Source organism: Acinetobacter ursingii DSM 16037 = CIP 107286, from assembly GCF_000368825.1.
Taxonomy (GTDB): Bacteria; Pseudomonadota; Gammaproteobacteria; order Pseudomonadales; family Moraxellaceae; genus Acinetobacter; species Acinetobacter ursingii.
On sequence record NZ_KB849719.1, the window covers coordinates 159,597 to 179,234 of the forward strand.

At 39.8% G+C, this 19,638-nt stretch carries 10 protein-coding genes, 1 tRNA gene and 1 pseudogene; 8 read left to right on the forward strand and 4 right to left on the reverse strand.

The genetic code is table 11. The annotated features are described in order from the left end of the window. Window positions 1–11 precede the first annotated feature (11 nt). Both F944_RS15810 and queA read right to left on the reverse strand, forming a co-directional pair. Complete coding sequence (locus F944_RS15810; RefSeq protein WP_004992753.1) at window positions 12–1,043, reverse strand: hypothetical protein; 1,032 nt, start codon at window positions 1,041–1,043, stop codon at window positions 12–14. A gap of 14 nt (window positions 1,044–1,057) precedes the next feature. Continuing rightward, window positions 1,058–2,092: a tRNA preQ1(34) S-adenosylmethionine ribosyltransferase-isomerase QueA gene (gene queA, locus F944_RS15815; protein ID WP_010588619.1), complete on the reverse strand. Its 1,035-nt coding sequence runs from the start codon at window positions 2,090–2,092 to the stop codon at window positions 1,058–1,060. A gap of 180 nt (window positions 2,093–2,272) precedes the next feature. On the opposite strand from queA, the gene F944_RS15820 reads away from it, so the two are divergent. Next, window positions 2,273–2,359, forward strand: a tRNA-Leu gene (locus F944_RS15820). A 151-nt stretch (window positions 2,360–2,510) separates the two neighbouring features. Continuing rightward, entirely contained in the window at window positions 2,511–3,764 is a 1,254-nt protein-coding gene (locus tag F944_RS15825) for a tyrosine-type recombinase/integrase (protein ID WP_004992757.1), read from the forward strand. Here the strand turns inward: F944_RS15825 and F944_RS15830 are convergent. Continuing rightward, window positions 3,761–4,036, reverse strand: coding sequence for a helix-turn-helix transcriptional regulator (locus F944_RS15830; protein WP_004992758.1), 276 nt, complete (start codon window positions 4,034–4,036; stop codon window positions 3,761–3,763). The two genes, F944_RS15825 and F944_RS15830, sit on opposite strands and share 4 nt — an antisense overlap. 136 nt (window positions 4,037–4,172) lie before the next feature. Between F944_RS15830 and F944_RS15835 the strand changes: the two genes are divergently transcribed. After that, a complete protein-coding gene (locus tag F944_RS15835) occupies window positions 4,173–5,060 on the forward strand; it encodes a hypothetical protein (protein ID WP_004992759.1) in 888 nt (295 codons plus the stop codon). A gap of 59 nt (window positions 5,061–5,119) precedes the next feature. Here F944_RS15835 and F944_RS16890 read toward each other — a convergent pair. Beyond that, window positions 5,120–6,312 (reverse strand): annotated as a pseudogene (locus F944_RS16890) (IS3 family transposase). Between the two features lie 503 nt (window positions 6,313–6,815). Here F944_RS16890 and F944_RS15850 point away from each other — a divergent pair. From F944_RS15850 to F944_RS15870, 5 genes are all read left to right on the forward strand, one after another. Then, window positions 6,816–9,494 (forward strand): DUF11 domain-containing protein, encoded by a 2,679-nt coding sequence (locus tag F944_RS15850; RefSeq protein ID WP_004992764.1) that lies wholly within the window; start codon window positions 6,816–6,818, stop codon window positions 9,492–9,494. 19 nt (window positions 9,495–9,513) lie between these two features. Then, on the forward strand, window positions 9,514–12,162 hold the full coding sequence (locus F944_RS15855) for an autotransporter outer membrane beta-barrel domain-containing protein (RefSeq protein WP_004992765.1): 2,649 nt from the start codon (window positions 9,514–9,516) through the stop codon (window positions 12,160–12,162). Beyond that, window positions 12,149–16,135 (forward strand): beta strand repeat-containing protein, encoded by a 3,987-nt coding sequence (locus F944_RS15860; protein WP_004992766.1) that lies wholly within the window; start codon window positions 12,149–12,151, stop codon window positions 16,133–16,135. Before F944_RS15855 ends, F944_RS15860 begins: the two co-directional genes overlap by 14 nt. A 229-nt stretch (window positions 16,136–16,364) precedes the next feature. After that, complete coding sequence (locus tag F944_RS15865; protein WP_004842529.1) at window positions 16,365–16,859, forward strand: hypothetical protein; 495 nt, start codon at window positions 16,365–16,367, stop codon at window positions 16,857–16,859. Window positions 16,860–16,888: 29 nt separating this feature from the next. Next, window positions 16,889–19,600, forward strand: a complete 2,712-nt coding sequence (locus F944_RS15870) for a DUF11 domain-containing protein (protein WP_004992769.1) — start codon at window positions 16,889–16,891, stop codon at window positions 19,598–19,600. Window positions 19,601–19,638: the final 38 nt, after the last annotated feature.

Here is a 19,638-nt window from a genome sequence, read left to right on the forward strand (position 1 = left end):
CCCCAAAATTGTTATTTTAAAAAAGTGCTGAGATCAGAACACAGTTGTTCATAATGTTTTAATCGAAAGGTGCGTAAATGTCCACGCAAACTTGAAATATCCTGAATTTCTCGTGCTTTGGAACTGACTTCAAATAAATCTGCCTCACCTAAAAAGCACATCATATTTTGATGAGAATGAAAAATCAGTTCACCTTTACGCGATTTAAAAAAATCAGACAAGCGCAGTAATAATGCAGGATTAAGTGTTTTGACCAATTGTAGTTGATCCATCCCATAAATCTGTAATTGCTGATTAATCTGGATATCACTACTGTTCCAGCGGACTTCGTATGGGAAACCAATGTCCCGACGTAAATTAGTTACCGCAAGTCCGCGTATTTGTGTCTCAAAGATAAAAACGCCCCACTGATTTTTTTCTGTACGACGAATAGTAACTTTGTCTCCATCTGCATCATGAATATGCGTTTCTTCGATATAGGTATATTGGAAAATAAAAGCAGGATATTGATGGTTCTCATCATCACTGATATTTGCACTGGCATACCACGGAATTTGATTGGAGGTGGAACCTTTATTAAACAGGGGAAAGCTATTTTTGAGTTGATTAATCAATGAGGTTGAACTCATGCCTAAAGGTAAATGTTCAGGAGTTCGCCCAAATTTTAAATGGTAGCGTGTTTCAATCGACTTTTCTTCCAGATAGCGAACAACTTCTTGAATAGCATCATCTGTTTCATAAAGAATAAAAGCTAAAAACAATAAAACAATACCATTAAAAAAACCAAAAATAAAAGGCAAACCTATGCTGGGCAAAGCAAACATGGCAAAGAAACTGAGGGCACCTAGCAGCATCAGAAACTTGGGTAAACCATTGTCAAAACGGAGTGTAGGATGATCTCCCCATGGATGCAGTTGATCCAAAATTTGCTGATGCGTTTCGACTTGTTCGCCAATCTCCCAAAGCCGCGCAATATTACGAAATACATGCGCATTTTTTTTACGACGAATATGTAATGCGCGTTGTAAGCTCTCGACTGGCATCTTGATGATTTACCTTATTGGGCCTGATCGATCAACATGGCGTCGCCATAACTAAAGAAACGGTATTTTGATTCGACTGCATGGGCATAGGCTTTCAGGATATTGTCACGATTTGAGAGTGCCGAAACTAACATCAATAAGGTCGACTCAGGCAAATGAAAATTGGTAATCAAGCGATCTACCACACAAAACTGATAACCTGGATAGATAAAAATTTGAGTATCGCCTGTCCAAGCCGCAATCTGACCCTGATGTGCTTGTGCTGCGCTTTCCAATGCACGAGTTGCAGTCGTTCCAACAGCAATGATTTTATTGCCACGTGCCTTTGTTTGACGAATTAACTTGACAGTGGCATCTGGTACATCACACCATTCACTATGCATAGTATGATTTGTAATATCATCCGTTCGTACAGGCATAAATGTTCCCGCACCGACGTGCAAAGTGACAAACGTTTTTTGAATGCCTTTTTGTTCTAGTTTTTTGAGTAAATCTTCATCAAAATGCAAACTTGCAGTTGGTGCCGCAACGCTGGCAATTTTTTCAGGATCATGAAACACCGTTTGATAGCGTTCTGTATCAATGGCTTCCGCTTCTCGATTAAAGTAGGGTGGAATGGGAAGTTGTCCATAACGATCTAAGACTGACAATATAGGTTGAGAAAATTCCACCACAAATAAATTCTCATGACGGCCTTGTACAACGACCTTGACTCCATCTTGACCCATAAATAGCTCTGCGCCCGCTTTCGGGGTATTGCTGGCTTTTATATGGCAATGGGCAATGGTTTGATCCAGCATACGTTCAACCAAAACTTCAACGGCGCCACCACTTGCACGTTTACCTTTTAAACGCGCTTTCATGACTTTGGTATCGTTTAAAACCAGTAAATCACCTTCATTTAATAAATCGACAATCTCGGTAAACATACGATCGTGATATTGACCTTGTGCATCTAAATGAAGAAGACGCGAAGCACTGCGTGATTCAAGTGGATAACGAGCAATAAGTTCATCTGGAAGATCAAAGTTAAAGTCTGAAAGCTGCATAATACGGGACATTACAAAATTTGCGCCTAGTATAGTCTTTTTGGCTTTTGGAAGGGAGTCATGATGATTTTATCCTGATAAAAGTTTGTTTGCTGCAAAAGTAGGCAATAGTTAGAGTCTTGTCGTTGACAAGTTTTTAAAACACGCTATTATACGCAACACAAAGCAAGCATCAGCTCTCCCGAGGTGGTGAAATTGGTAGACGCGGTGGACTCAAAATCCACTGTCAGCGATGACGTGTCGGTTCGAGTCCGACCCTCGGGACCACTTATTAATCAATAAGTTATAATAAAATCAATTTTCTTAAATCCTTCAAATTTTGTAGCCTTCTCTAAATCTGTAGCTCTTTTGTAGACAGTTGCTAATATTTCCATATCTATTCTATTATCATCAAATGTTCTGAATTGTCAGTATTTTCATGGCTACCTATAAAATTACTAAATCTTTTGTTGATAAAGTTGAATTTGAGCAAACTGGTCAGAAAATCTATCGTGATGCTTCATTGATTGGTTTTGCTCTTCGTGTAACTCAAAAATCTAAAACATATATTGCGGAGCGACGTAAAGAAGGTAAAAACTATCGTATCGCAATTGGTAAAAATTTTGAAATAACAGCGACTGAGGCTAGAAGTAAAGCTGAGTCCATACTCACACAAATTGGTTCTGGCGAAGATCCTCGTAAACCCCAAAAAATTAAAAAACAAGTTCCCACTTTATTAGTGGCTTATGAGGAATATATCAATGAACGTAGCTTAAAAGGTAAAACACTCATTTCTTATAACAAGCAGATTAAAAATTATCTTGCTGATTTTCAAGATATACGACTGAGTGAAATTACCCGTCAGAATATTGTTGTCAAATTTAAGGAAATCACTAAGGTTAGTCCAGCTCAAGCAAATGCATCTATGCGTTTGCTTCGTGCTATATATACTTGGGCAGAATTTACTTATACCGATGAAAATGAGCAACCTTTGCTTAAAGATAATCCCATCAAGATCCTTACTGCAAAAAAGCTTTGGAATAACATTAAAGCAAAAACATCTTATTTAGAGGAAGACGAAGCTGGTAATTTCTTTAATGCTTTATTGAATTATCAGGATGAAACGCGTTGGCACAATAAACCATACGCAAACAATGCACGAGATTTATATCTATTGATTATGCTTACAGGCATTCGATTAGATGAGGGGCAATGTCTACAATGGGATCGAGATGTAGATATGAAAAAAGGGTTGTTAATTTTTCATGATCCAAAGAATGGCGATAATCATCAATTGCCTATGGGTGATTTTTTGTTTGAAATATTCAAATTAAGATATGCTCAAAAGCGTGGTGAATGGGTTTTTCCATCTCGTCAAAATGAAGGGCAACATATAACAAATATGAGAGCAGGATTGGCTGCTTTGAATCAAAATGCGGGAACAAATATTACGACACATGATTTAAGACGAACTTATGCAACCATTGCGAATAATCTGGACTATAGTGTCGCAACGATTAAAAGATTACTAAATCATCGTGACTCTTCCAGACAGAATGATGTGACGTTGCGTTATATCCAAATGTCTACAAAGAAGCTAAAACAAGCAATGAATGATATTGAAAATCAAATCTTTGAGTACTCAGGTATTGTTTTTCAGGATGTTATTAAAAAAATTAAAGCCTCAACTTAAGAGGCTTTTCTTTGATATTGGTTGGTATTCTCATATTTCTGCTTAAAAAAATCTAGCACATCAGATTTTTGGTAAAGGATGGTTCTACCGATTTTTTTGAATTTTGGACCACCACCATTACATCTCCATTGCTGTAATAATGAAAGTGAAATTCCATAGTATATGGCAATGGTTTCTTGCTCAAATTCTGTTTGTTCTGTTGCATTTGAAAAGGCATTCCTTAACGCGAGTTTTTGTTCAAAAGGTATTTCTGAAATTTTTAATTTAGCCATAATAATTCACCAATAATGCTAAGTGATTGTTGATGAATGAATGTTAATATATATAGTAAGAACATTAAAAGAATAGCACATGTATCTAAAAATATATTAGTATTATGCTATATAATTATCTGTATTTTAATGAATTATGAATGATAAAAAATTATTAAACTTAGAAATGCTTGAGCAGGATATGTGGTTAAACTTTTGCTATTACTATCAGTGTGAACTGAGTGAAGAGTCAATAGTAATAGAGAGCCAATCATATATAGATAAAAAAGAAAAAATCATAAAAAGAATGCAGCAGAATGATTTTTCACTCAGTGAGATTGTGGCTTTTCGTCACGAAATGATGGGAGAGACTATTCCTTTTAAACCTTTTCAAATAGCTGGACTATTAACACGGATTAATAGGTTAAGGATTGAGGTGAATGACTTATCTGCCCTAATATTTCAAAGACAATATTCAGATATTTTAATTGCCTATGTACAATTAATTGGTGGATTGGAATCTATTAAAAATCATAAGCTTTTCAGAAGTGCAAGAGCAACGCTCGCAGTGAAAGACCGTTACGATGAGCATTTATACCCAAGACGTGAAATCATATATCGGGTTTTACGGGAGCAAGTAGTTCAACGTGGTCGTAAATGGGATAACCTTAATCAAGCAGTTAATTCTGTACTTGATGATCTGATCAAAGCTTTTGAAATTTACGATCTTGACTGGCTTCAGTCTAAATTTGTTCTTAAGCAAAAAATGCTCAGTGAGCTAGAACAAAGTAATCCATCAGTGAAGCAAGACAAAGCTGATTTGGATGGTATACGCAGAAAACCAAGAACAGCCTCAACTTCTAAAGAAATAGTAGATTTAAGGAAAGAACTTATTAATCTGAAGAAAATCCTTAATTCAAAATATCCTTCTAAAGAGATGGAAAAGTTTGGGTATAAGATGCCTTACAGTGGTGGATACATTGCCGAAACCATCATTCATGAGCTCCGAACTCATCCTGATATATTGAAAGAAATCTTGTTCTAAAAGTTTGTTTTAAGCTGTACCTGTAAAATATATCTAATGAAAATTTGGCTGAATTGATCCTAGACAGTATCGTGGACAACAAATCCCTCTAAATTCTTAAAATATTTCTGTTCAAAGGCTTCTGGGCTTAACTAGCCGTTTGCGGAATGCCTTCTGACCCGATTGTAATAAATCTCAATATAGTCAAACAAGACAGTATTCGCTTCTTTTCGAGTGGCAAACACACTGCCATGGACCACATGACCTTTCAATGTATGAAAGAAGCTTTCGGTCACTGCATTATCCCAACAGTTTCCCCTGCGTGACATACTTTGAACGCAGTTATTCGTCAATAATAGCGTCCTAAAATCACGACTACAGTACTGTGAGCCTTGGTCCGAATGCACCATGACACCCATTGGATACCCCTGACGAGCCATTGCATAATGAAACGCATCACACACCAATTGACGGTCTATTCGATGGCTGATTTGCCAACCGACGATACGACGGCTGAATAGATCCAGCATCACACACAAATACAGCCAACCTTGCTTAGTACGGATATAGGTAATATCCGTTGTCCAGATCTTATTGGGTTCATTGACCGTAAATTGACGATCCAACAAGTTGGGTGCTGTAGGCAAACGATGGTTTGAATCAGTCGTATGCTTGTATTTACGTGCAATCCTGCTACGTAAACCAAGCTTTTTTAGCATCCTTCCAATAGTACGTTCGCTCATGTTGTAATCTAATTCATGCATGTCATGTACTAATGAAGGTGCACCCAATCGTGCATGATGCTGCCAATATACGGCTTTTAAGTCATTATATTTCTGTGCTGGATTGGCTTGACGTTTTCGCCAGGCATAATAGCCTGAAGTGCTGACACCTAGGTATTTACAGGCAGAAGATACGGTGACTTCATTCATATCTAGATCTTGAATTACCGTGTACTTTTCTTGGCATGATCTGTTAGAAAGTACACATGCGCTTTTTTTAAGATGTCATTGGCTTCCTTGAGCTGTTTGACTTCTTTCTCTAATTCCAAGATCCGCTGTTGTTCTGGTGAAAGTTGACGTTTGCTTGAACCCACTGGATTGGCTTCACGAATCCATTTGTCTAAGGTTGAATAACCCACACCTAATTTCTGGGCGATTGCAGCTATAGCTTCGTGGGAGTTTGAAAGTGCATAATCAATCGCTTGCTGTTTAAATTCAGGACTTGAGCAGCATTGCTGCGCAAGATAGCCATTTCTTGAATCTCCAAAGATTAAAGTTACGTTATCTTTAGATGGGTGAGGAGCACTGCTCCGCAAGGTCCATTATTTTGTCTAGGATCAAACAAAACCTAGCCCAATCTTCCATCAAACCTTTCCTTTTTTTCAGATAAGACCCCATAAATAGAAATCTATATTGAGGCAGTTTTTACTTTTGCAGGAGGTCTAATGATTGATATGACATTTTTATGCAGTGAATGTTTGTTTTATGCTTCAAACTGACAGTATTCGTCTAGGTCATTTTCTGTGTTGAAAGAGATAAAATATTTGCTTTTATTGTGATAGGATTCTTCTAAATTTTAACTTAAAATCGAAATTTAATAATAAATAGTGTGTTTTTGGTCTCTGATTTAAAATTAAGTGAGTGTTGGTTGGTTTTTTTGATAAAAACCAATAGACTTGCTACATTTTTGTATGAAAAGTTGGCTTTCTGTAGTATTCTGGTTAAAAAATCATCAACAAGAATTTATTTTTATGATTTTAGTGGGTTATTGGATATGGTAAGTCGATTCAAGGGAAGTGTTATTTCACGAGTTTCTTTTGCCTGCTGTCTTAGTTTATTTATTTTTACTTATAGCCCTGTGGTTTTTGCTCAACCCAAGGCGGGAAGTAGCATTACTAACATAGCGAGTGGTGACTTTTATGATGAGCAAGGCAACTTGCAAGTCATCAACTCCAATCCCGTTATCCTCACAGTTCAGCCTATTTACTCATTGAGCCTGCAAAGCAATCAGCAGAATATCGGAACTATTGGCAGTAAACTCAATTTTCCTCATGTACTCACCAATACGGGAAATATTGCTGATAGCTATAAAATTACACTGAATCAACTTACAAATGACCAGTTTGATCTAGAAAATATCGCAGTTTATGCGGATCGGGATCAAAATGGTGAGCCTGATGACAATAATAATTTACTCAATAATGCAATTCTGAATTTAGAAGCAGGTGAGTCTGTGGCTGTGGTTGTGGTGGGAAGTATTCCAGTCAACAGCATTAGCGCAGGTCATGTTGCAAACTTTACTTTAACTTCAACCAGTCAACTTGATTCAGGTAATGTGTCTGCCACTGTCTCAGATGTTGCAAAAGTGGTTGATGATGCGGTTATTCAGGTCACAAAATCTCAAAATATCAGTACAGGTAAAACAGGCACAGAAGTTACCTATACATTTACTTATAACAATACGGGGACTGCACTAGGTCAACTATTTGTCCGTGATACTTTGCCGAGCAGTGTAAGTTACCAAGCTGGAACAGCTATTTGGAATAATGGCGCAAGTACATTAACAGATGTAGATAATGACAATGAAGCAGGCAGTACTGCTGAGTCAGTTATGAACTATAAATATGCGGGTGGTGAGGTGGAATTTAAACTCACAGGCATTACTGCGTTAAGCAAAGGTACATTTAGTTTTAAGGTAAAAGTTAATCCGAATGCAGCGGAAAAAATCAATAACACTGCTAACTATAAACAGTATAAAAATAATACAACTACCTTGTTAAAAGATACATCAACCAATACCGTTATTTTTACAGTTCAGCAAACCTTAGGGGTGATACTGAATAACTCTTCTGTTGGAAATACTGATGGAGGAACGAATGACTTGCTCACCAAATCAAACACATTTACTGGTGCAGCCAAAGAAATCCAGTTTGATAATTATGTTTGGAATACAGGACAGGCGACAGACAGCTATAATTTAAACATTACAAAAAGTGCAAATGTCCCAAGTTGTGCAGTCACACGCTTATACCAGTCCGATGGGCGTACTTTACTGACAGATAGTAATGCTGACGGTATTATTGATACAGGTTCGATGGCAGCAGGCGCATCGAAAAAAATTGTGCTTGGTGTTTATTTCCCTGCCAATTGTGTTACAGCGACTAATGAAATACTAGATTTTGATGTTAAGGCAACTTCAGTTACAGATACAGCAATTGCCAATAGTACTCGTAATCGATTAAACAATACCAATACCGCAGGTTCTAGTGACTTGTACAATAATGATAGTTCAGGAACTGGTATAGGTGCTGTTACATCACCTGGTGGACAGGCATGGGTAAATAAATCAGCAGTTAGGGGTGGAACAGCCGTATTTCCTTTGGTTGTAGAGAATAAGAGTACGGTAACGAATAGCTATAATTTATATGCTTCGGTTGCTGAAATTGATGTCAATAATATCAGTACCAGTTTGCCTGCCCAGTGGATAGTGAAATTCTATGATACGAGTGATGATTGCCAAAGCCTAGGAAATGTAATCAGCAGTACTGGCAATGTAGCAGCGGGTGCAACCAAAAAATATTGTGCTGTTGTCACTGTTCCCACTAATACAGACTTGGCTAATCTTCCTATTTGGTTTGCGATAAAATCCCCAATGAATGCACAGGCGGATAGTATTAAGGACCAAGTTGATATTATCCAGAGACAAATGACACTGGCAAATGATCGGCAGGGTCGGGTCAATATTGGTGGCACAGTTGTCTATCTACATACCTTAAAGAATACAGGAACTGTGGTTGAGGGGAATGCAGTAGGCCAGATCACGTTTAGTGTTATTCCGCAAAACCCAAATGATACCTTTACTTATACTTTGTATCATGATGCCAATAATAATGGCGTGATTGATGCGACTGATCCAATGATTAATGATTTATCCATCATTACAGGTGGTTTAGCGCCGCAAGCTTCAATTCAACTTCTCTTAAAAGTCCAGGCACCAACAACGGCAACCAATGGTATGTCTAGTGTGGCGAATATTGTGGTGAAAGCAAACAATACCATTCAGGGGCTGACCTTGGATGATTTACAAAACACTGACTTGACCACGGTAGATCCAACCCAGTTACGTTTGACCAAAGAGCAGGCGAAAGATGAAAACTGTGCCTTAACTTTAGCTACGGTAAGCAGTGCAACCTACGGAAGCACACCACTTCAAGTAAAACCAAATCAATGTGTGAGCTATCGTTTAACCATTAAAAATGAGGGCGCCACCCCAGCTAGTAATATTGTGATTAATGATATTGTGCCTGCTTACAGCCAATTACGTAGTGGTTTACCACCATCTATTAGTCAAGGCACAATCGCTGTAAATAACGATCAAATTGCAGGCAGTGTGGGATCGCTTACACCACAAGGTCAGGCTTCCATGTACTTTTCTATTCGGGTAAGCCCATAAACAGAGCGGATATTAGAGCATGAAGATGATCAATACACTAAATAATAACCGCCCAAAACTGTTTAATTGGGTCTTGACCTTGCTGTGCGTGTTGATGGTCCAGCAATCGGCCTGGGCTGCAACCAACTCGATCATCAGTAACATGGCAGTTGGTGAATATAGCGAAGAGGGCTCAACGGTTGTACAGGTGGCGCGTTCAAATCTTGTCCAAACCACGATTTTGCCTGTGTACTCATTAAATTTGGTGGCAGCCAATAACAAAACAGTAGTGGCGGGACAGACGGTTTATTTTAACCATATCTTAACCAACACCAGTAATGAGACAGATCAATATACTTTCACTGTAAGCGATAATTCCACTGATGATTTTGATTTTGTGAATAATAGCCTGATGGTTTATCTGGATGCCAATAATGATGGTATTCCCGATGGATCAGCGATTACAGGTTATACATTGGGTGCAGATCAGTCAGTTGGACTAATTGTTGCAGCAAGCATACCGAATACGATTAGCACAGGAAACTTTGCAAATTTAACTTTGATGGTGACATCTGCGAATGGCGCGAGTGGAACAAATAGCAATGTTGACAAGGCAACTGTAACTGACCAGTCAACTCTGGTGGTGCGTAAAAAATTCTCTCAAATCACTGCTGCAAATGGTGATGTGGTCACCATACGTCTGGATTATCAAAATCCAACAAACACAATTGTACCAACGGCAACCTTGACTGACACGTTAGGAAGCAATTTAACCTATGAAGTAAATACTGGTAAATGGAATGGCGTAACTGTATATGATGCAGTGGGGGGAACAGCCGATCCAACAGGAATTAATTATAGTGTCACCTCGAATGTTGTTACCGCAACCCTAACCAATATTCCAGCGAATACGATTGGCTATATCGAATTTAATGTAAAAATTAATAAAAGCATTGCAGGGAAAATTGAGAACGTCATTAATGTAACAGGGCTAATGACAGACACAAGTAATACAGCAGTTGTAAATGTTGCTCCAGTCTATGCTGTCAAAATGAATGGTAGTGCAAGCAACGTCAGTGATAATACCAATACCATTACGGCCAGTGCGGTTCCCCAGGGTGGTGAACTTAAATTTACCAACTATGTCTGGAATATAGGGAATACCACAGATCGTTTTAACCTCACTTTAACTAACAGTACATTTCCAGCAGGTAGTCAAATTGAGTTGTATCGTGCGGATGGTGTGACACCATTATTAGACAGTAATGGTGATGGTATTCCTGATACGGAATTATTGGCTGCCAATAGCAGTGTTCCTGTTGTGGTCAAAGTTCGTTTCCCAAGTAGTTATGCAGTAACCACAAATACACCTTTTGAAGTTACACCAAAGGCACAGTCTTTGGGTGATGGCACTAAAACTGGCACAATTAAAGATCAGGGTAGTTTAAATCCTACTCTGGTCTCACAATTGGTGGATTTAACCAATGCTGATAATACAGGTTCGGGTAATGGTGCAGTTGATAATAATGGCGCTGCTTGGAAAACCCTAACAGTAAAATCCAGTGATAATGCTGTGACTGGCGGACAGGTAATTTTTCCATTAACAGTGAAACATACAGGTGTTGGAACAGAGTATTTGCTCAGTGCACATGCCAGCAGTGATTTTTCTAGCCTGACTTTACCCGCAGGCGTAAACCGTGTGCGTTTTTATGCGTCAAGCAATGGCACAGATTGTAGTGTTTTAGGCAATGAAATTGGCAAAACCCGTTATTTAAATGATGGTCAAAGCCAGCTTGTCTGTGCGGTTGTTGAAGTGGATAAAGTCAATAAAGACGTGACTGTACCAATTTATTTCCGTGTGATCTCAACCAGCTTTGTTGGTACGGATAACCCTGCTCAGGACATGATTAAAAATGCTGTAACGATTCAAAGTGTCAATTCCGTACCCCAATTGGAATTTACACCAGATTTACATGCTCAGGTCGCACCCTTGGGCACAGTGGTCTATCGTCATTTACTGACCAACCCTGCTGCTACAGACTTTACGGGGAGCTATGGTTTTATCATCAACAATAGTGAGTCTAGCTTTAACAGTGTACTATTTCTGGATGTCGATGGGGATGGCAAGTTCAGCAGTGGGGATTTAAATATTCGTACATTGGCGGACTTACCAGGTGGCAAAGTGGCAGCTCATGAGCAAATTCAACTGCTACTACAGGTCACGAATGTTGCAAATAACAATCTCAATCAGACGAATACAACGATTGTGAGTTTAACAGATAGTAGCAATCAGGTTTTTGCCTCTATTACTGACGTGACCACAGTCAAGCAGTCACAATTAACCCTGACAAAGTTGCAAGCACGAGATTTCAATTGTGATGGTACAGCCGATGAAACATACACAACAAATGCTTTAACTATTGGTAAGCAAAGCAATGGTCAAGGCCAATGTGTCTTATACAAGGTTATTTTAAATAATTCAGGCGCAACAATTAACAGTACATTTACCTTTAGGGATATGACACCTGCTTATACGGTGTTATCGAAAGCACCTACCTGTACACCAGCATGTGCAAGTGTTTCGCCATTGTCATTGAATAGTGCAGGTGAATTGAGTGGAACATTAAATAGTGTGGCTGCAAATCAAAGTTATGAATTTAATTTCGGGGTGCGCTATGTGGGGCAGTAAGCAAAAAATGAAAAAAAATACCTCTAATTACAGCATGATGAATCATAAAGTTATTTATATATATACTTTGGTTTTGTTTATCTTAACTTGTTTGATGTGTAGTCAAGCTGTATTGGCTGCTCCACCAACGATTGAGATTTTTTCAGGCTCTGGGTCTGGGCAGGGTCTAACTGCTGGCCCAGTAACAACAACATTTAGACTTAATGCTAATAACCCTAGTGATAATGCTAATTCAGCATATCTACCATTAACTACAGCAACATATACCGTTACAGAGTCAGTGTATAATAGAGCAACTTACCCATCCTCAGCAGGTGGCGGCACTACCAGACCTAATTTGACAATAGGTGGAAGTGGAACGGCAGCGACAGTAGCAGCTACAAACGTTATTTTACCATTAACTTCATATGGTGCTAGTACTGACGATATGTTTGCTGCATCTATACAAAATGCGCCTACTGGCTGTGTCAACGGATCGAATTGCCCAAGTACTAATGGAGGAATTAAAGCGGGATCTAGTTCATCTGATACTACAGCGAATTATGGAGTAACTGTACATATAAAAACAGCAGGGTTTTCAAGCTCACGGGGCAGTTTGAACTTGTCAAAGACTGCTAGAATAAGGGTTGGACAGATCAAAATAGAATTTAATCGTCCTGTGAATAATCCTATTTTGCAGGCAGCAGGAATGGGGGGGGCTAATGGAGATTTTGGTGCTTCTGCTGAATTTACATTAGTGAGTGGTAATACCCCCGTAATATTAAGCCGTTTAGCAGGTAGTAAAGAGCTATCTGTTGTTGGAAATGATATTACAAATAATGCAAGTAAAAAAGGAGCTGATTCTAATGCTGGAGGAGCGAGTGGTAGTATTTACATTAAAGGGAAAGGTATACAAACTTTAGTCTTTGATGTCTATATCAAAGGAGATGGCGGTAGTGATGGATGGAGTGATACGGGTGCAGATACATTCTTTTTTGGTATGTCCAGTATGGATGCTGATAGCGACATCGCTCTAGTTAAAGCTCAACGTGTAGGCAATACAGGCACATTTGTATCAACTCAGTTGAACAATGTGCCTCTCGGTTCATTAATGCAATATCAATTGGAAATTACCAACAATACACCATCAGGTGCAACATTGGGTGGCACAGTTGTAAATTTACCTTTTAATGACATACTCCCAGTCAGTTTAAAAAATGTTTCTATTGTCGGAACACCAGCTACGACACAAGGTACAGGAGGTTCAAGCCCTGTTACTACCTCCTGTACTCCTACATTAACAGGCGATAATACCGCAGGCTGGAAAGTCTCTGGGCTATTTACGGGAGCAACAACTGCAACCTGTATAATCACGATTCAGGGTACAGCAACCGCGGCAGGTACGTTAACCAATACAGCAACGATTGAGTCGACCTCATCGAATACACCTGTCAGTAGTTCAGTCAATGCGATCATTGTAGCCCCGACACCTGATCCAGCGGTTAAGGAAGCTCGTTTTTCTGTAAGCCCAGATTTACCAACAATTACAAGGGGAAGAGTAGGCACACAGACTATCAATATTAAAAATGAAGGGCCAGATAGTGCAACCAATGCTAAAGCGGTCTATGTTGCGGCACCACAAACAGGAGTTAGCGTCAGTTCTGTAAGTGTTGTCGGCGGTTCCGCCTGTACATTAAGTGGAAGTAACTGGAATTGTAATCTGGGGAATATGCCAAATGGAGCAACCAAACAGCTATCTGTGACCTACAGTACAGCCAGTAACTCAGCCTTGGGAACTGCCCAACAAGCAACAGTGAAAGTATCTAGTGACGAATTTAACCCAGGTAGTGGCGCAGGCGAAACACTGTATAAAGTTTGGGGTAGCAACCAGGAAAATGAGTCAACAACCAATGGTGCCTTTTGGGTGGGTTATGAAGGAACTGGGGGAAGTACGCCTGTAGGCAGTAATGTAAATCAGGGAAGTTCACTTGCAGCAGCTTGGCCTCCAAGCCAAACTAGCCCGACGGGTGCTTATCTTTCCTATGGTGGACCAGCATTGGGTGATTCGGTTTATTTAGCATCTAGCAGCACCGCTGCACCCATGATCCAACGCATTATTGGCAATATGGGGGCAGCTGCTGAAAGAACGGTATCACTCCCTACAATGCCGACTGCCGATAACCGCCGTGCTTGGGAATTTACCACAGGGATTTATATTCCGAGTTCGCAAACATTAACAGTTTGTATTGGAAATACGAGTGTTGGCGTGGATGATGGCGCATATATTATGGTGGATGGTAATATCGTGGCTAGCACGAATGGATGGGCGGCGGGTGGTGTGTCTGTAACCACAAACTCACCGTTAAGTGCTGGTTATCATCGAATCAGTTATCGTATTGTCAATCGAAATACTTATAATCCGTCTGGTCTCGATGCGGAAAATTCGGCAGGTGGTTATGGACCGATTGGTTTATCGCTTAGTGGTAGTTGTTCAACTGCAAACTATGACAATGTAACTACGAGTGGGGTCCCTGCAAGTATCAATATTATTGATGGTGCAAAAATTAAGATTGCTAAAAACTCTGTGAATGGCACGGGTACATTTAACTATATTAATCTTAGCAATCTTGTAAATAGTACAACAGCAGTTACCACGGATTCTGTAACTACGGTGACAGCAGGAACCACAGCAACCTCTGCACAACAGCTTTGGGCGCAAACGTTGAATACAGATGTTTCTTTTACAGAAAGTGCTTTAGCTGGATATGTTTTATCAGGTGTTAGTTGTGTAGATGCAAATAGCGGTGTAACAGGTAATACAGGTACTTTTTGGACGCGTGTAAATAATATTGTGACGATTCCCGCTGTTCGCATAAAAGAAGGTGCCAATATTACCTGTACATTTACCAATACTAAGCTTATTTACGTTGATATTAGTGGACGAGTATTTGTTGATAATAGCGGAACAACGCTGGATGTGAGTAAAGCATATAATGGCATACAAGATGCAGGTGAAGTTGGGATTGCAAATAGTACAATTCGTTTGAATAACTGTAGTACTACACAATTAGCTTCAACAGTGACAAGTGCAAATGGTGATTATGCTTTCTCAATTGAACAAAGCTTATTACCATCATCATTTTGTATTGTTCAGCAGAATTTACCTGAATATATTTCTGTCAGTGCCGATAGTATAACGGTAGCAAACACAAGTGCGACCAGCTATCCAAACAATAACTTTGCCGATGTTAAACTCAATGTACTTCTAACAGAAGATGGACAACATACCATTACCGCAGGTGAAGTGACTGATTATCCACACCGTTTAAGTACCCAGGCCCCTGTTTGGGTAACAAAGTTGGAACAAACCCAATCAAACTCAAACAATGATCAACCTTGGCAGGCATTGGTTTACCAAGACACCAACTGTAACGGTACCGTTGATACAGGTGAAACAGTGTTTGATCCAACAGCCTCAGGTACTGTGTTGTTGCAACCAAACACTGATATCTGTCTTGTACAACGTGTATTTGCACCGACCAATATTTTTGCTGGTGCACAGCATATTGGAACGCTACAGGCAAGCTATGCTGTGAGTGCATTAAACCTCACAGACCAGAAAACCCAACAACGTCAGGATGTGACACTTATTGGTAGTGCAGGATTAACACTGACAAAAAAAGTACGTGCAGTGACCAGTTGTTCTTCAACTCCATCTGATTCTTCAGGCTTTTTAGTGAATAACGAAGCCACAAAACAGCAAAATCTGGAGTATGAGATCACCTATAAAAATAATAGTGTGAAGAACCTACAGAATGTCAAAGTAAAAGATAGTTTACCAACTGGTACTAATTTTGGCAGTCTAAGTTGCGGCCTAACACCAAGTGGAAATACTTGTAATGCAACACGTTCTGGAGAAGTTCTTGAATGGACTTTAACAGGTTTGCTAAAACCATCAGCCACAGGAACTTTAAGATTTTGTGTTAGTCAGTAAACAGAACCTATCACAGATCGGTAGGTTGAAAAACGTGCAAAGGGCTTCGGTGAGGAAAGATGGTATGGAATTTGCTTTGGCTGAAAGTAATACAATATTTTTTGTGAAAGTGTGAAGTAAATCAAACAAATTTGTTGATTATTGATATACTTTTATAAAAAAAGGTTAACGTTTTTTTGGATGGTAAGTGTACTGTTCAAAAATAAAAGAGAAGACTAGGAATAATTGAATGGCGTATTTGAACAATATGTACAAGAAATGTTTGCTTGGTACTGCGGTTCTTGTTTTGGCTGGAAGTGTATTCGCTGAGCCTAAAACGACAAAAGAGCCCGTTTCAGTAGAACTCAAAACTTTCCTGATCAGTGCAGGCACTGATGGGAAACCAACTTCAAAGCTGGTGACCAAGGTAAAACCCAATGATGTGATTGAGTATCGGGCAACCTATACCAATAACACCACTGCGAAAATCAAGAATCTGGCTGCGACTTTACCGATACCTGTAGAAACACAATTTTTGGCAAAGTCTCAGCCAGAAAATGCTGAAGCAAGTACTGATGGTACACATTTTGCCCCAATGCCTTTAAAACGCAAAGAGAGTAATCAAATGGTGAATGTACCACTGAAAGATTATCGTGCATTGCGTTGGACTATTGCAGAGCTTCCAGCTGGAAAGTCTGTGACGGTTTCTGCTCAAACACGTGTAAATAGTGAAAAAACTAACTAATTGGCATTTTACATATAAGGGGTAAAATAATGTCAAACCGTCTACAACTCACACAGCTAGCGGCTTCTATTGCTTTGGTTGCAGGTAGCGCAGCTTTCATTTCATCTGCACATGCCGCTGCACCAGCCGCTGGTACAAATATCAGTAACATTGCATCTGCAAGCTATACTGATAGCACAGGAAACACTAAAACTGTATCTTCAAATATTGTGACCACCACAGTATTGCCAGTTGCAAGTTTCACGTTGATTGCTGACCGAACAGCAAATGCCAATGCCAACAACCAGGTTTCTTTATCACACACCTTAACCAACACGGGTAACGGTAGTGATACGTTCACGGTAAATGTGGCAGATGTTACCTCTGGTGACCAATATGACTTCAGTAATTTAAAAGTTTATCTTGATGCCAATAAGGATGGTGTTCCTGATAGCCAGACTCCTGTAACAAGTGTTACCTTGGCAGCAGGTGAGTCGGTGAACTTAATTGTTCAGGCAACCACTCCAACAACTGGTGCAGGTGGTGCTGCACTTTCTGCTGGTGATTTGGGTAAATTAACCATCACTGCACAAAGTACTTTAGACAATACACTCACAGCAACAAATACAGACACCGTTAAAATTACCAACGGTGCAGTGATTAGTGTGATTAAATCTGCCAGCGTAACGGCGATTGATGCGACCCAAGCTAGTCCAACCGCTCGTGAAGTTGAATATAAGTTGGTTTACCAAAACACAGGTAACACAACAGCAACTGATGTTACAGTTACGGACATGTTACCTGCTGGTTTAACTTATGTTGCTAATTCTGCAAAACTTGCTGGCGTGGCACAAACTGATGGTGTTGATGCTGATGGTTATAAGTTTGTTGAAACTACTCCTGGATCTGGTAAGGGTACTGTAACCTTAACGATTCCAACTCTAGCACCAAATACGACAGGTACGTTAACCTTTAAGGTTCGCGTAGATCAAAATACACCAGCAGGCGTGATCAGGAACACTGCATATGTTGACCCAGATGGTCCATCAGGTCCAGAAGGGGATACGCCGTCTAACCCGAATGACGTAAATATCTTAAGCATCAAAAAAGGTACAATCAATGATAACCAAAATGATGCTTACGCAGATGCGGAAAAAACTTCTGCAACCGCAAAAGATAACCAAATTGTCATTGCTTCAATCAAGCAGGGTGAAGTTGCTGAATTTAGCGCCACTGGTCAAGGTGGTGAACCAATCGTTATTCATAACACGGGTAATGTGAGTGAAGAATTTACAGTAAGTGTTGATAAAGGTACGGATGGGGCAGGTGGTTTACCAGCAGGCAGTATTGTTACCTTATATCAAGCTGATGGTGTAACACCATTTATTTCAACAGGCTCTATCCCAAGTGGTGGTAAGTATAACCTTGTTGCAAAAGTAACATTACCTGCAAGTTATTCATCATCATCTGCTATTAAGGCGATTTTGACCACAAGTCCTAAGTCTGATGCAACTAAGAAAGATACGTTAGATTTGGTGATTAGCCAAGTAACGCCTGCAACTGTTGACTTACATAACGGTGATGCTTCAGATACGAATGGTTCAGTGCCAGGTGCATCTGGTAAGGATACTGGTTTAGACATTGATGTTCGTAGTACCAAACCAAACCAGGCTGTGAATTTCCCACTTCAAGTTGATAATTCTGGTGTAACAGGTGATAACTTTAATCTAGCTATTGATCCTGCACACGCATTACCAGCAGGGTGGGATGTTAAATTCTATGTGGCTGATGGTAGTGGTAACCCAACAGGCGCACCATTAACCAATACTGGTAATATTAATGGTGGCGGTAACATTAAACTTGTTGCTGTAGTAACGCCTCCTGCGAATGCGCCAGCAGGTGATCAACAGGTTTACTTCAAGGTTTCTTCACCAGCGACTGGCTTAAGCGATGTGATGGTGGACAAGGTGACTGTTCAGGCAGATCGTAAGTTAAGTCTGCAAAATGACCGCATTGGCCAAGTTGCACCAGGTGGTACTGTTGTTTATAAACACACTTTAACCAACACAGGTAATATTGATGAGGGTGCAACACCAGGTAGCTTGCCATTTACCTTGACCAATGACCAATCTGGTAATGGTTGGGTAACCAGCTTGTTTATCGATGTGAATAACGACGGTAACATTGATGCAGCCGATACCTTGGTTACAGGTAATGATTTAGCAGCGCTAACAGGGTCGATTGCACGTAATGCTTCTGTGAATTTCCTCATCAAGGTTCAAGCGCCAAGCAATGCAACCCCTGGAACACCAAGTTCAGTTATCTTCACCATTAACCCAGCAACTGTGACTGGTATTGCACACGCAAGTATCTCTAATACTGACTTAACCACTGTGACTGAAGGTCAGGTACGTTTGGTTAAGGATCAGGCTTTGGTTGATTGTACAACAGGTACAAGCGCAACTTATACACAGAACACTGTGAGTGCCAAACCAGGCGAATGTGTGAAATACCGTATTGTTGCGACCAATGAAGGTAATGCAACTGTAACGAATGTGGTGATTAGCGATAATACGCCGTCATACACTACCTTGAAAGCAATCTCTGGTGTGTCTCCACTTGCAACAAGTGCAACATTGCAGAACACATCAAGTTATGTTGATGGCTATACAGGTACTGTTTCAGCAGAACAGTCGCCTTTAGCACCAAATGCAAGTGCGACATTAGAGTTTGTGATTAAAGTGAATCCACTTACACCATAAGCTTTATTCATTCACTTGAAATGAAAACAAATAATTAG

Excerpts from the sequence above, each read along its gene's own strand:
- F944_RS15850 (WP_004992764.1), top strand. The coding sequence starts at position 6,816 with ATGGTAAGTCGATTCAAGGGAAGTGTTATTTCACGAGTTTCTTTTGCC.
- F944_RS15870 (WP_004992769.1), top strand. The coding sequence starts at position 16,889 with ATGTCAAACCGTCTACAACTCACACAGCTAGCGGCTTCTATTGCTTTG.
- F944_RS15810 (WP_004992753.1), bottom strand. The coding sequence starts at position 1,043 with ATGCCAGTCGAGAGCTTACAACGCGCATTACATATTCGTCGTAAAAAA.
- F944_RS15855 (WP_004992765.1), top strand. The coding sequence starts at position 9,514 with ATGAAGATGATCAATACACTAAATAATAACCGCCCAAAACTGTTTAAT.
- queA (WP_010588619.1), bottom strand. The coding sequence starts at position 2,092 with ATGCAGCTTTCAGACTTTAACTTTGATCTTCCAGATGAACTTATTGCT.
- F944_RS15865 (WP_004842529.1), top strand. The coding sequence starts at position 16,365 with ATGGCGTATTTGAACAATATGTACAAGAAATGTTTGCTTGGTACTGCG.
- F944_RS15825 (WP_004992757.1), top strand. The coding sequence starts at position 2,511 with ATGGCTACCTATAAAATTACTAAATCTTTTGTTGATAAAGTTGAATTT.
- F944_RS15830 (WP_004992758.1), bottom strand. The coding sequence starts at position 4,036 with ATGGCTAAATTAAAAATTTCAGAAATACCTTTTGAACAAAAACTCGCG.
- F944_RS15860 (WP_004992766.1), top strand. The coding sequence starts at position 12,149 with ATGTGGGGCAGTAAGCAAAAAATGAAAAAAAATACCTCTAATTACAGC.
- F944_RS15835 (WP_004992759.1), top strand. The coding sequence starts at position 4,173 with ATGAATGATAAAAAATTATTAAACTTAGAAATGCTTGAGCAGGATATG.